The 14,689-nt window shown below is 45.1% G+C and carries 11 protein-coding genes; 8 read left to right on the forward strand and 3 right to left on the reverse strand.

What is annotated here, in order from left to right; all coding sequences use genetic code 11:
* Window positions 1-673: 673 nt before the first annotated feature.
* Window positions 674-1,996, forward strand: coding sequence for a GGDEF domain-containing protein (locus tag ACMCM8_RS17460; RefSeq protein ID WP_412723963.1), 1,323 nt, complete (start codon window positions 674-676; stop codon window positions 1,994-1,996).
* A gap of 45 nt (window positions 1,997-2,041) precedes the next feature.
* Here ACMCM8_RS17460 and ACMCM8_RS17465 read toward each other — a convergent pair whose 3' ends face one another.
* Window positions 2,042-2,941, reverse strand: coding sequence for an ArgP/LysG family DNA-binding transcriptional regulator (locus ACMCM8_RS17465; RefSeq protein WP_412723965.1), 900 nt, complete (start codon window positions 2,939-2,941; stop codon window positions 2,042-2,044).
* A gap of 180 nt (window positions 2,942-3,121) precedes the next feature.
* Between ACMCM8_RS17465 and ACMCM8_RS17470 the strand changes: the two genes are divergently transcribed.
* The 7 genes from ACMCM8_RS17470 to ACMCM8_RS17500 all read left to right on the forward strand — a co-directional run bounded on the left by ACMCM8_RS17470 (window position 3,122) and on the right by ACMCM8_RS17500 (window position 12,597).
* Window positions 3,122-3,724, forward strand: coding sequence for a LysE/ArgO family amino acid transporter (locus tag ACMCM8_RS17470; RefSeq protein WP_412723967.1), 603 nt, complete (start codon window positions 3,122-3,124; stop codon window positions 3,722-3,724).
* A 107-nt stretch (window positions 3,725-3,831) separates the two neighbouring features.
* Window positions 3,832-4,503, forward strand: a complete 672-nt coding sequence (locus tag ACMCM8_RS17475; protein WP_412723969.1) for a DNA-J related domain-containing protein — start codon at window positions 3,832-3,834, stop codon at window positions 4,501-4,503.
* A 318-nt stretch (window positions 4,504-4,821) separates the two neighbouring features.
* Complete coding sequence (locus tag ACMCM8_RS17480) at window positions 4,822-5,967, forward strand: efflux RND transporter periplasmic adaptor subunit (protein WP_412723971.1); 1,146 nt, start codon at window positions 4,822-4,824, stop codon at window positions 5,965-5,967.
* A 21-nt stretch (window positions 5,968-5,988) separates the two neighbouring features.
* Window positions 5,989-9,090: an efflux RND transporter permease subunit gene (locus tag ACMCM8_RS17485; RefSeq protein WP_412723973.1), complete on the forward strand. Its 3,102-nt coding sequence runs from the start codon at window positions 5,989-5,991 to the stop codon at window positions 9,088-9,090.
* Window positions 9,091-9,144: 54 nt separating this feature from the next.
* Window positions 9,145-9,642 (forward strand): YqiA/YcfP family alpha/beta fold hydrolase, encoded by a 498-nt coding sequence (locus tag ACMCM8_RS17490; RefSeq protein WP_412723975.1) that lies wholly within the window; start codon window positions 9,145-9,147, stop codon window positions 9,640-9,642.
* Between the two features lie 136 nt (window positions 9,643-9,778).
* A complete protein-coding gene (locus ACMCM8_RS17495) occupies window positions 9,779-11,617 on the forward strand; it encodes a GNAT family N-acetyltransferase (RefSeq protein ID WP_412723977.1) in 1,839 nt (612 codons plus the stop codon).
* The gene (locus ACMCM8_RS17500; protein WP_412723979.1) at window positions 11,617-12,597 is read left to right on the forward strand and encodes a histone deacetylase family protein; all 981 of its coding nucleotides are present in this window, start codon (window positions 11,617-11,619) and stop codon (window positions 12,595-12,597) included. Before ACMCM8_RS17495 ends, ACMCM8_RS17500 begins: the two co-directional genes overlap by 1 nt.
* 27 nt (window positions 12,598-12,624) lie before the next feature.
* On the opposite strand, the gene ACMCM8_RS17505 is transcribed toward ACMCM8_RS17500, so the two are convergent.
* A complete protein-coding gene (locus ACMCM8_RS17505; RefSeq protein WP_412723981.1) occupies window positions 12,625-13,146 on the reverse strand; it encodes a DUF6436 domain-containing protein in 522 nt (173 codons plus the stop codon).
* Between the two features lie 3 nt (window positions 13,147-13,149).
* A complete protein-coding gene (locus tag ACMCM8_RS17510) occupies window positions 13,150-14,631 on the reverse strand; it encodes a methyl-accepting chemotaxis protein (protein WP_412723983.1) in 1,482 nt (493 codons plus the stop codon).
* Window positions 14,632-14,689 lie beyond the last annotated feature (58 nt).

Genomic DNA, 14,689 nt, shown 5'->3' on the forward strand with positions numbered 1-14,689 from the left:
CTTGTTTTATCATTACTTCTAGTAACATAGCATGTGAAAATCGGAATTCCAGCCGAAATGTCGTTGGTAAATAGTAACGTTGCACGTGGGTTAAAACCCGATACCTAGCGCTAATCCCGCGACGACTGCGTTTTTGTGGTTTCTGTGATAATCATAGTGCTACTGGGGCGAAATCGTGATGCCTGAAAACTCAAACTCGTAGAGCAGCCCCACTCTGGCAACTTCTATTTTTTGACTGTCGTGTATTTCTAACCCCGGACCAATTTGCTGACCATGTAGATTGTCACATGCGACTTATTTTAAAAAACTATTTCGTGCCTTATTGCTTTTTAACCTAGACTTTAGGATATGAAAGCGCATACTTAGGTATTCATTCAGATAATTACTGGTTTTGTAACAGTCGTAGATGGATATGCTCGTTACACAGATTTAGCTGCGATGTGAGTAGGAAAGCTAGTCTATGACATGCATTATTTTTCGTTATATTAAGCCCGTTATAATGACGTTGAGTTTGCTCGCAATGAGCTCCCCAGTCATAGCGTCTTGTTTCATCTTGTCCTCACAGGGCAGTCAACCATTAACGTCATATACACTTAAATCTAACTATCAGAGAATTGCGTTATCCTGTGACGTTCTTACGCCGCAAATTCTTCATTTTTCAAGAAGTTACATCTTGTATGATCAGCTTTATAACGAAGAAATGGAAAAGGTTACCCAGTTGCCTGGGGCATTTGAGTCGTACCTGTTACCTCGAGGCAAAACTATACTGTTTTTAGATATAGACTCACAAATTTCTCGACCTTTCGATTTAAGTGTCAGTTCACTCAGTGATTATCAATGGCTAACTTCAGTGCATACCTTTACGTTGAGCATGTTCGTGGGGTTTTGTTTGGCGTTAACACTCTATGTTGGCATGTTAGGCAATAGCATGCGTAGCTACGGTTTCTATTCTTATAGTTTCTATGTCCTTAACGCTGCTGTCTTCTTCTTGTTGCAAGAAGGGTTACTTAACATTGCTTTTCCTAATGCCCATTTTTTTAGCAATTTTAAGCTGCATTTAATGTTCGCGGGCATAACCGTGTTCGCCGCGGTCAGTTTTTTAGATCAATTATTGGACTTCGCTGCTTTACTGAGAAGCTGGCAGCGACGAATTATTCTCGGTACGGCTCAGTTAGCACTAGGACTTGCAATTATCCAGACTGTACTGCCTATGGCTATAGGTGAAAAAGTTAACCAGTTATTAAGTCTGGTGACTCTGATTGCGATGGCACTGACTTTTGCGGCTTGCGTTTTTGCAACTTATCGCAAGGTACATTGCGCCGATTTAGTGATATTGGGTATCACAATTATGGTTTTTTCCATGCTGTTCCGACTGGTTTTCAAAGACGCTTCACCATTTATGTACCGATATGGGCTAATTATAGGGGTCACCTTAGAAGCCTTTATATTTGCAATTGCTACCTCTAAAAAAGTGAAAAAGCTGGATGACGATAGGTTGGTCGCGTTTCGCAGAGCGTCGACAGACGCCCTGTGTAAAGTACTTAACAGAAGTGGATGGGAGAGTTTAGCGCAAAACCTACTGACTACTTTTAACAAAGAAGCGGGCTTTGTCACTTTACTATTTATCGATATAGATAACTTTAAGGACATTAATGATCAATATGGTCACAGTGCAGGCGATGAAGTGCTTCAAGTCGTTGCCAAAATCCTGCAGAGCCGTTGTCGCGACGAAGATGCCATCGGCCGTATTGGTGGCGATGAGTTCGTTGTCATGAGCCATTGTTTCAGTGAAGGTCAGTCAAAGCGGTTGGCTGCGCGAATAGTGTCGAGTTTGGAACATCGCGATATTCGAACCGAGAACTTTGTTATACCTGTCTCCGCGAGCGTTGGTGTATACATCACCAATGAAAAATGTGAAAACTTAGATGCGCTGCTAAATAAGGCGGATAAAATGATGTACAGTGTTAAAGCAGAGCACAAGTCCCACCTTATTTAAACGTATACGATAACGCCATTGTTGTTTTTTCAAGACAGACGAAAATTACTTTAATTGCTGTTTTGCTATCGCGCATACCGCTTGGGTCAAATCAGTCAAAGCAGCAGATTCAAGCGTGAGCCAATGCCAGAATAACGGTACACCTAGCGCTTTATCTGGAAACAGTGGAATGAGTGCACCTTTTGCCACTTCTGCTGTAACTTGAAGGGTTGGCAATAATGCCCATACCACACCCTCTAACGCCATTTTGGCAAATCCATGAGACGAAGGGTACCAATGACATGTGGTGAACGTTGGAGTAATGCCCAGACACTGTGTTTGATAATCGGTAAGTAATGTTACATCGTATTCATCGTACAAAAGACCCGGTGACTGCATTACTTCCTGAGGCGTTAACGCTCTGGGCTTTTCCATTTTGTAAAAGTGTCGTTCGATAAAGCGTGGAGAAGCATAAAGCTGGTATTTCATGATACCCAATCGCACAGACTGCCCCCCTGTCACTGGTGTACCGGTCTGGCTGATACACGCCATCACCTTTCCTTGCTGCAGAATATCTCGTGTCTGGGTTTGGTCGGCATTGACAATGTGAACGGGATTCTTTCGCTTGTCGCAAAAGGTTGCCATGACGTGAGAAAACCACGTAGCCAATACGTCATTATTAACAGCAACGCTAATTGGCGCAGCACAAGTGTGAAGTCCGGTTTGAATATTGAGGGCTTCCTCCAACACACTGACTTTTTGCACATGGGCTAATAATTCCATGCCCAAGGGTGTAGGACGCAATGGTTTAGTACGAATGAGAACGGGGCCGCCGACACTGTGCTCAAGACGTTTTATTTTTTGTGAAACGGCGGATTGAGTGAGGTTGAGCGCCTGCGCGCCTTTGTCAAAACCACCGTAACGCAATACTTCACTAAAACACTTTAGGCCGTCGTAATCCAGCATACTACCCCCGAGAGGAAACACTCTTTTTATTAATATTTTTAATTAAATGAAAATATCATTAATTTAATTTAGCGTGTGAGCTTGTATAAAATCAAGTTGTTACAAAAATGAATAGACAGTCGTAAAGACAGTGTTAGTGCGTTTTTCTTGCGCTAATACTTTCACATAGAGGCAGAAATTATGTTGGCAGCCGCCAGTAGTGGGTTTGTGATGGGGGGATCCCTGATTGTTGCTGTAGGTGCACAGAACAGTTTTCTTATTGAGCAATCGATGAAGCGCCAATGGGCTTGGTTGTTCGTATTACTATTTATCGCAAGTGACACCCTTTCAATTAGTCTAGGAGCAATGGGATTTGGTTTGCTTTTACAGCAATATCCGATGTTAGTCAGCCTGACCAAGTGGGCGGGTGTGCTTTTCTTACTGTACATTGCGTTTAATAAGATAAAAGCGTCGTTGGCAAGCGACGCGCTTGTTCTGGAAATGGCGAGTCTACCCCTTTCATTTCACAAAGCCATGTTAATTGCCCTTGCGGTGACTTGGTTAAACCCTCATTTCTACTTAGACACCTTGTTACTAATGGGCAACCTTGCTAGCCAGTGGCAACAGGATAAATGGTGGTTTGTAGGAGGCGCGATAGGGGCATCAATTGTGTGGTTTGTCGGGTTAAGCACGTTAACCGCGCGTTTTGCTAAATATATGCAGCGTCCTAGCTTCTGGCGCTGGTTTAATCGGCTAAATGCTGTAGTACTGGTGGTGGTTAGCATTCAATTAGCGTCTCTCTAAATACCCTGATGATAGCCGTGAGGCAATACTTGCCTTACGTTACAAGGAAGGTGCGTGCTTTCACTATTTATGTTTGAATGACATTGAAGCGAGTGGGAAAACACGCCATGAATGAAAAGCACCCCCGGTGGGATGAGCAAAACAACTATATCGACGTATTGACCGATACGCTAGACAGCCAGCGCGAACTCTTAGTGAAAGGGACAACGGAATATGCCCTTATTTGCTTATTGCAAAGTTCACCCTATCACCTGTTTGATATGGATTGCTTAAAACAACCCAGCGGCTTGTTTAAAACGCACTTTTTGCTATTTCACAGTTTGTACAAGTTAAAATTCAGATATCGCGATCAACAACTCGGCGAGCTAGAAATTCATTCTACCGCTATCAAACTTAATACTGTGAGCAAAGATGTACCACAGCCTTTAGATATAGATGGTCAGCCACAGGAAGGCTTTCTCATCGAAGGGGATAAATTAGCGCAATACTATTTAGATTTGGCCAATTTGAATCTCTCTAATGATGAGGTTGAAGCATTACTAGATAGCTTCTGGCAGCGTTTTGCTAAAGGGAGTTGTGGTGGCTATTCTGCCAGTGAAGTCAGTGATGCCAGACGAGTACTGAATATACCAGACGATAGTGAGGTCGATGAGAGCAGCATAAAACGACACTATCGAAAAGCCCTGCAATTGCATCACCCAGACAAAGGCGGATGCTCGCAGGCAGTACAAAAAGTCATACACGCATATCAAGTGCTGAGTTATCATTCTAAAAATTAGTATGGTTTGCCAATTATCTCTTCGTATTATCCGTATAATTTATAATGTCTCCCGTAGTTGACCGACAACATCGGTATATTCAACTTCCTGCGCTTTTATTTATCAGCAGAAATGCGCACAATGTAGTTTAGAAGAGCGTAGGTTCGTTGTAATGAACAGTAACTATGCCACGTCACCACCGATTACCTGCAACAATCCGACGTCAGAAGGTTAAGGTAATTCGGCGCTTTAGCAGCACTTGCTTGTTTAAACTTTATATTGGTATTCAGCACAAAGGCCGTGTGCTGAAGTAATTAGTTATTGGGAATTAGAAATTTTATGAGCCGCATACTTTATATTACTGCAGCGTTAATTGCTTTTGTCGGTATTAATGGGTGTTCAAATGAAAGTGGACCAACGCAGCAAGGCGGGCAACAAGGTATGCCGGCACCCTCCGTATCGGTTATTACGTTAATTAAGCAGCCAGTCGTGCATGAGATGGTGTTACCGGGGCGCGTCAGTCCCTCCCGTCAGTCTCAGGTGCGGCCTCAAGTTGATGGCGTAATTACCGAGCGTCTGTTTGAAGAAGGGGCGCATGTAGAGAAGGGGCAACAACTCTATCAAATTGATGAAGCCCGATATCTCGCACAACTAAACAGTGCTAAAGCTGATTTGAAGAGCGCGCAAGCTAACTTGAAAACGTTAGAAGCGAAAGCACGCCGCTATGACGATTTAGTGTCAAAAAATGCGGTGAGTAAACAAGAATTCGACGATGTCATTGCACAAAAAGAACAGGCTCAAGCAGCAATAAGTGTCGCGGAAGCCGCGGTAGATGTGGCGAAAGTGAATATGGGATACACCAAAGTGTATGCACCGATAAGCGGTCGCATCAGTCGTTCTTATGTCACTGAGGGTACCTTAGTTACAACAAACCAGTCACAGCAATTGGCCACTATTACCCAGCTGGATCCTGTCTATATCGATATGCAAGAGTCTGGTACATCCATTCTCACCCTGCGTCAAACCATGCGCAGTCAGGGTTCTATGGACGTAGAGCTTACCGTTGATGAGGCCACGGGTAAGCGTTATGCGCAAACCGGAAGTGTTAAATTCTCTGAAGTTACAGTAGATGAATCTACCGGCTCAGTAACCTTAAGAGCCGAAATGCCAAACCCAGAGGGCATTTTGCTGCCAGGGTTGTTTGTTAAAGGTCATGTTATTACGGGGCGAGAGCAGGCGCTATTGGTTCCGCAGCGTGCTACAACCCGTCAGCCTGATGGTTCGTTAAGTGTGTATGTGGTTAGCCAACACAATGAAGTAGAGGGGCGAACCCTTGAAATAGGCAAGATTTACCGCGATCAATACGTGGTGCTTGGTGGTGTTAATGAGGGGGAGAAAGTCATTGTTACTGGTTACCAAAAGGTTAAACCTGGGGCTAAAGTTAATGCCACACAATGGCAACCTACCTCACGTGGTTCTCGCTAAGCAAACAAGGAATTAACGATTATGGCTCGTTTTTTTATTGACCGGCCCGTGTTTGCATGGGTATTGGCAATTATTACCATGATGGCGGGTGTGTTGGCCATCACCACGTTGCCAATTGAGCAATATCCCAAGGTAGCTCCGCCAACGGTGAGTATAAGTGCAACTTATCCAGGAGCGTCAGCTGAAACCGTAGAAAACTCAGTCACCCAAGTGATCGAGCAAAACTTGTCGGGTATCGATAACCTGCGTTACTTCTCGGCTAGCAGTTCAAATAGCAGCATGTCAATCAACCTTACCTTTGAGCCTGGTACTGACCCGGATATCGCGCAAGTACAGACGCAAAATAAAGTGCAGGGGGCGCTACCACTGTTGCCAAATCAAGTTCAGCAGCAAGGGGTAACGGTAACAAAATCAAACAGTGCGTTTGCGTTGGTTATTGGCTTCTATTCTGAAGATGACAGCATGACGCAATACGATTTAAGTGACATGCTTATTTCTCAGTTTCGCGATCCTATTTCGCGGGTCAATGGAGTAGGTAACGTACGTGTGTTTGGGGCCCAGCGCTCAATGCGTATCTGGCTGGACCCTAATAAACTCTATAGCTACAACCTAACACCAAATGATGTACAAGCCGCCGTGCAGGTACAAAATACCGATGTGTCTGCAGGACAGCTCGGCGGCATGCCTGCCATTGAAAACCAACAAATCAATGCGACTATTCAGGCGCAAAGTCGACTTCAAACGGTAGAAGACTTTGAAAAGATTGTATTACGCGTGAATACAGATGGATCACAAGTGCGCGTTCGCGACGTTGCGCGAGTGGAACTCGGCGCAGAGAGTTATGATGTAATAGTGCGCTATGACCGCAATCCCGCATCGGGAATGGCGGTCAGTCTCGCCTCAGGGGCGAATGCGTTGGATACCATCGAGGCAGTAAAAGCACGCGTAGAAGAACTGCGCGCGAATTTACCTGAAGGCGTTAAAGTAGTTTACCCACTTGATAGTTCCCCGTTTATCGAGCTTTCCATCGAATCTGTGGTGCATACGCTGATTGAAGCAATCATTCTTGTGTTTTTAGTGATGCTACTGTTTTTACAGAACTGGCGTGCCACGCTTATACCTACTATTGCCGTTCCCGTGGTGCTTTTAGGTACGTTTGCGGTTCTGCTTGCCTTTGGTTTTAGTATTAATGTACTCACTATGTTTGCCATGGTACTAGCCATCGGTTTGTTAGTGGATGACGCCATTGTTGTGGTGGAAAACGTTGAACGCATTATGGAAGAAGAAGGCTTATCACCCGCGGACGCTACCAAAAAATCCATGACGCAGATTACAGGTGCGTTAGTGGGAATTGCCGCTGTGCTGTCTACCGTATTTATCCCAATGGCCTTTTTTAGTGGTTCTGCCGGTGCCATTTATCGTCAGTTCTCTGTGACAATTGTTTCTGCTATGGCATTTTCGGTGTTGGTTGCCATTGTTCTGTCGCCTTCGCTATGTGCGACTTTACTCAAGCAACACTCACCAGAACATGACAAAAATAAAGGCTTTTTTGGTTGGTTTAATCGCACCTTCAACAAGGGACGCGATCGTTACCAAAAAACTACTACCCATATGGCCAAAAGGGCAAAGCGCTACTTTGTCGTTTACGGGCTGCTGGTGGGAGGCATGGCACTTATTTTTAACCAGCTTCCCGGTGCTTTTTTACCGGATGAAGATCAAGGTCGAATGATGATCTTGGTGAGTACTCCCCCCGGCGCAACAGCGGGACGTAGCCTTGAATCCATCAAGGAAGTAGAAGATTACATATTGAATCAAGAGCAAGATGCAGTAAATGGCATGTTCGCTGTCGTGGGCTTTAGTTTTGCCGGTCAGGCGCAAAACGCGGGTATGGCATTTTTGAACTTCAATGACTGGAGTGAACGAGACGAAAGCGATTCAGCCTTTGCCGTAGTGGGTCGAGCGTTTGGGGCATTCAGTCAAATTCAAGATGCATCGGCTTTTCCCATTGTACCGCCTCCAATTATGGAACTGGGTAATGCAACGGGTTTCGACATGCAATTAGTAGACAGAGCTGGAAACGGACATGAGGCCTTAATGAATGCGCGCAACCAGCTTTTGGGAATGGCGTCACAAAACCCTAAGTTGGCAGGCGTGAGGCCCAATGGATTGAGTGATGTCCCTCAATTTAAAATCAATATCGATAGCGAAAAAGCCTCTGCGTTAGGACTAAACTTAAGCGAGATAAACAGCGCGCTTCAGATAGCGTGGGGGTCAAGCTATGTCAATGACTTCATTGATAGGGGGCGTATTAAACGGGTTTACATGCAGGCTGATTTGCCTCATCGCATGACACCTGACGATTTAGATAAATGGTATGTGCGCAACAGCGATGGTGAAATGGTGGCGTTTAATACTTTTGCGACCACAGAATGGGTTTACGGCTCACCTAAATTAGAGCGCTTCAACGGTGTCTCTTCGGTGAATGTTCAAGGTAGTCCCGCAGAGGGAGTGTCATCAGGTGAGGCCATGGCTGAAATGCAAAAACTGGTTGCTCAGCTGCCTCCTGGCTTTGCCATTGAGTGGTCAGGGTTGTCATTCGAAGAGCAAGCCGCTGGCTCGCAAGCGCCTTTGTTGTATGCCATCTCTATTTTAGTGGTGTTCCTCTGTTTGGCGGCTCTCTATGAAAGTTGGTCAGTACCCTTTGCTGTGATGCTGGTGGTACCTTTGGGTATTCTGGGTTCGGTTACTGCGGCGTATATTTTTAATTTGCCCAATGATGTTTACTTGCAAGTGGCTTTCTTAACCACGGTGGGGCTAGCGGCAAAAAATGCCATATTAATTGTTGAATTTGCCAAAGAGCAGTATGAGCACGGCGAAGAGTTGATGACTGCTGTATCTAATGCTGCTTCTCAACGTTTTCGCCCTATTTTAATGACTTCAATGGCATTTATCTTAGGGGTGACCCCGTTGGCTCTGGCTAGTGGGGCGGGCGCAGCAAGTCAAAACGCCATCGGTATAGCAGTTATGGGTGGCATGATAGCTGCCACCTTTTTAGCGATTTTCTTTATTCCGATGTTTTATGTCATGGTAGAAAATCTGTTTCGCAAAGAAGACAAACGATAATCGTTTGCGTTAAAGTGAAGTAAACCATTTAACTTTATAATAGGGATATTATTTATGACAACGGTTGTTTTTTCTCACGGTAAAGAAAGTGGGCCGAAGGGTAGTAAAATCACTACGCTATCCAATGTCGCTAACGACATGGGCTTCGATGTGCAAAGTATCGATTATCAGGACCTGGATTGTCCTGAGGCTCGTGTGCAGCGGCTCATTGATATTACTAGTGAAGACAGTGATGATGTGATCTTGGTCGGTTCCAGTATGGGTGGATATGTGTCGCTCGTTGCGGCCAATCAAGTATCGGCAAAAGGGGTATTTTTAATGGCGCCTGCGCTGTATATGCCGAATTATCAAGTTCAACACTTTCCATACGATGGCTTTGTTAGTGTGGTACACGGTTGGAGTGATGAGGTTGTGCCTATCGAAAACAGCCTTACCTATGCTCGGCAACAAAAAGCGCAATTACTGTTGTTAAATGATGGTCACCGCCTGGCAAACAGTAAGCCCGTTATTTCCCCTTTCTTTAGAAATTGGCTAGACAAATTTAGATACTAAACTACTCAGTGCACTTCGGCTCTTACTTCAGGTTGTAGGTAAGACCAAATGCTTAGTGGTTTTTCTGAGACTTTGGCGGGAACTCGACGCGTTTTATGGCATCATGAAACAACTGTTACATTAGGGGGAAGTGGAGATGGCGTTTAGTTTACCGCGAGAACCGCATTGGCCTGCGCTGATCAAATCGGGTTGCCGCGTATTTGTTGGCGGAAATGCGTCAGTTCCTCATGCGTTAGTACAGCACCTTATTGATAATAGTGAAGGGTTTAGTGATATTGAACTGGTGCACATGTTAGCACTGGGTGATACCCGCTGGGTAAAAGAAGAATACAAGAATCTGTTTAAAGCCAATACGTTTTTCATAGGTGGAAAAACTATGCGTCAGGCAGTTGATGAGGGGCGTGCGGATTACACACCGGTTTTCCTATCTGAAATTTCTAGCCTGTTTAGCGATGGTACGTTGGCGCTGGATGCCGCGTTAGTTAATGTGAGTCCTCCTGATGAGTTTGGCTACTGCTCGCTGGGAGCCTCAGTGGATATTGCCATGTCAGCGATTAGGCACAGTAAAAAGGTCATCGCGCAAATTAACCCCCAAGTTCCGCGAACCGCAGGGCACTCATACATCCACATTAATGAAATAACCGCCTGTATCGAGGCAGAAGAGCCCCTTGTTGAGGTCTCACCACCGCCTATTGACTCTGTTGCTGAGCGTATTGGGCAGTATGTTTCTATGTTGGTAGAAGACGGCACAACACTTCAGTTCGGTATTGGTAAAATACCCAGTGCTACCCTCAAGTATTTATGCAACCACAAAGACCTGGGCATTCACAGCGAGATGCTGACGGACAGCATTATCGAATTGCTTGAATCAGGTGCGGTAACCAACAGGAAAAAGACCTTCCACCCCGGAAAAATAGTGACCAGTTTCGCCATAGGTACTCGCAAACTCTATGACCTAATTGATTCAAACCCCCATATTGAGTTTTATCCAAGCAGTTATGTAAACAAGCCTACTAATATTGCTAAAAACGACAATATGGTGGCGATAAACAGTGCCTTGGAAGTCGATTTGACAGGGCAAGTGGTGGCAGACTCTCTGGGATATGACTTTTATAGTGGCATAGGTGGACAGGTCGATTTTGTTACGGGGGCGTCAATTAGCAAAGGCGGGAAGGCTATTATTGCATTACCTTCTACAGCCAAAGGAGAAAGTATTTCTCGTATTACGCCTAGAATTAGTGAAGGGGCTGGTGTCGTAACGTCGCGCGGTAATGTGCAATATGTGGTTACCGAGTATGGGATTGCTTCTCTTAAAGGCAAAAGCATACGCGAGCGCGCCCTTGAATTGATTCGAGTGGCACACCCCAAATTTCGCGCTGCACTGTTACAAGAGGTACGCCAACATTATTGGGTGCCTCATTACCAAGAAAAATATCCCACAGATATTCCCGAGCTTGGTGCTATACAACTTAAAAAGCTTAATATTCATGGGGAAACCTTCTACATGCGCCCACTGAATCCGGCTGATGAACGGCGCTTACAAGAATTCTTTTATTCGCATACTAAAGAAACCCTGCGTTTGCGCTACAACTATGATCCTAAACAGATGTCCCGTGAAAAGTCGTGTAATTTGGTGTCTGTGGATCAAAGTACTGATGCCGCACTGTGTATTGTCAGACAAGACGGCTCGCGGATCACTATTCACGCTGTCGGTAGATTTTATTACAACCCCACCGATAATACGTGCGAAGCGGCATTTGTTACTCGGGAAACGCAGCAGGGGAAAGGGATGGCAAGTCGTTTACTCAACGAATTAATCGCCGTCGCAAAAGGACGAAAGATCAGCAAAATGATGGCATACGTCAGAGGTGATAATAAGCCAATGATTGCAATTTTTGAACAAGCTAAATTTAAGCGTAGGTTTACTGGTGATCCCAGTGATGTGGAACTGGTTCTTGACGTGGCGGCACTGTAATGACGATAAAAATATTTCGAGGCAAACACGGCACCAAACATACTATGGGTAAGGATCATCCAGAGTCCCCTGACAGATTATTTGCCATTGATGATCAATTACTCGCGTCTGGTCTAGACATGATATGTGAACATGCAGACGCCAGACCCATAGCCGATGCTTATCTTTCACTTGCTCACGATCCCTACTATGTGAAAAGTGTGTTTGAACACGCGGCACAGGCTAACTTCAGTGACCATAAAAAAACACTTTACTCTGGAGAAGAGCAGGCAATCGTGTGGTTAGACGAAGACACAGGTCTAATGCGTCATACGCTTAAGGCTGCTCTTGAATCTGCCGGAGCGGGATGTGACGCTGTCGACTGGGTGATGAAAGGCGAAGACAGGCAGGCGTTTTGCGCGACTCGACCACCGGGCCATCACGCCACTTACGATAGCGCTATGGGGTTTTGTATATTCAATAACATTGCTATTGCTTCCCGTTACGCGTTGCAAACCTATCATTTGAAACGGGTTGCAATTGTGGACTTTGATGTGCACCACGGCAATGGTACAGAGCAGATTGTGGCGGGTGATCAACGTATTATGATGTGCTCTAGTTTTCAGCATCCCTTCTACCCACATTCAGGTTCGCCAGTCGCGGCTAGTAATATTTTGGCTGTTCCGTTAGACGCGGGGACAACTGGTTCTGCGTTTAGGGAAAAGGTCTCTCACTGGTTCAACGCATTGCGATACTTTCAGCCTGAGTTGATTTTTATTTCGGCTGGATTTGATGCGCACGCTGAAGATCCTATGGCCCATCTTCGCTTAGTCGAAGATGATTATTATTGGATAAGTAAACAGCTGAAATTGATAGCAGAAGAAACTTGTCACGGCCGTATCGTCAGTATGTTGGAAGGTGGATACGATTTAAGCGCATTGGGAAGAAGTGTGGTGGCACACATTAAGGGCATGGCACATCAACACACTAGGGCACTATAGCGGGGCATTAAAATACTACTGTAGGCTTCAACAAAAGCAGCCCAACGCGTCGGCATTGATTACGGCGCCTTGATAGGGTGTGTACTGGGCGTATTGGGTAACCTGCTCGACTAAATTCTTTCCGGTAAAACAACCGTATCCCGTAGCATAGGGTCCGACATAGCGCAGTCGATATCGTTTATCCACTATCATCAATGCAGGAACTGAAGATAATAGGCGGCGTAGCTGTGGTACTTCTTCTATGTTTAATCTCACCAGTTCAAAGGCCTTGGCTTGGAACTTTTTAACAAGCTGCATCTGATGGGGCTCGGAGAGGGTTTCACAGAAACAACGTTGTTTAGTACCAATGTGAACAATGCTACCACGCTTTATGTGGAGTTCTTTTAATAGAGAAGTAAGTGTTTGGTCGAATTGCGGAGCAGAAGATTCATATCGCAACGTGCCGTCTGGATCGAATTCAGACAGTTGGCGCTGACCGTACAGAAGCAGGGCGACTAACAAACTCGCCGCCCAAATCACGAGTAAGATCCAGCTAAGTGGTTTTGACATAACCTAGCGCTTAAAGCGCTCTATTGCATTTCGCATTTTTTGGGAAATATCAGAAAGAATATCTACTTCAGCTGCAAGCGACTTGGCGGTGGCAAGTTCTTCTGAGCTGAACTCGCTTAAGCGAGCAGTGCTTTGCGCAATAGAAGATGAAGCAGTTTCTTGTTCCACTGCCGAAGCTGCTACCTCAGTCATTCCTTCACTAGCTTCGCGAATTTGCTGCATGATATTAGTCATTTCATTGGTGGCATTTTCACTTGATAATACCGCATCGTCCACTAAGCGGATGCAAGTTTGCATTTGCTCAACAGAGTTTGAAGTCTGCGTGACCAGTTGTTCAGTAATGTTAGTAATCTGGTCAGCACTTTCCTTTGAACGGATAGCCAAGGTGCGAACCTCATCTGCCACCACGGCAAAACCTCTTCCGTGCTCTCCCGCTCGCGCTGATTCAATTGCAGCATTAAGGGCTAGCAAGTTAGTTTGTTCCGCTACTGCTGTAATTGAGCGCATTGCCTCAGAGATGTGCGCACATTGTTCATTGAGCGCCGTGTTAGTTTTGGCTGCATCATTTAACGTTGTTCGTAGTGAGTCGATAGTACGACTGGTGGTTGTAATCGATTCTCTGGTTTGTTGTGAAGAAGCTTGAGCTGATGACGCTTTGTCACTGGCTAATGTGGTTTGTTCAGTGGAAAGGTGCATGGTTTGTGCAATTTCTTCTGAGGACGCCGACACCATAGCGATTTCCTGGTCAGTGTTATGGCTGATTTCAAACATATTATTGGCAGCGTGTTTCATTTTTCCGCAACCTTGTACGACTTCGTCAGTCAGGGATGATGCCAATTGAACCAAAGATTTTACGTAATCGATTAGCTCGCCAAAGGGACGTAAAATGTCGTTCTCTCGATTTATGGGGACCGTTAAATCGAGTTTGCCGTCTTCTTTAAGCATATTTTGAATGGCCAAACGCAACTCTGCAGTACCCGCCCCTTCAATATGAGCTTGCTTTGCCATGTACATTAGTACACCCCCTTCAGCTAATGCAAAGGCAGCATGCATCAACAAGATGGGGAAGGTGACATGACCCTCTTCAAAAATGAAAAGCGGCATTCCTTGTAACTGTAAGAAAAAGAAGCCTATGTGGTGCACCGCTACTACTGCTGTAGCTGTCGCGATTACCTTCCAATCTCTGAAGTAGGAAAGAAAAGCAAGTAACACAAAGATTTCGAAATGAATTTCTATTAATCCGAAAGATTGATGAATATGTAACGCAGTGAGCAATTGCGCACCGATTGCCATTGCATGCCTACTCAATTGAGAAAAGGGGTTCTGAAAGCTTAGTATTAAAGGTACTGCTGCAATCGGAATACCAAAGATAAAGGCGGGCAGAAGTTCACCTGTAATTAAGCCAATTACTACGGCAATCACAAGCTGGACAATGATGACAATCCGAAAAATCTTGTGGCCTTCCAAAAACCATGGGAACTTCATACCGGTCTCCAATGTGCAATTTGTTTAAGAGTGTAAGTTAAAAAAATTGGGTATGCTA

Origin of the sequence: Alteromonas sp. D210916BOD_24 (assembly GCF_047159385.1) — a bacterium.
Classification (GTDB): domain Bacteria; phylum Pseudomonadota; class Gammaproteobacteria; order Enterobacterales; family Alteromonadaceae; genus Alteromonas.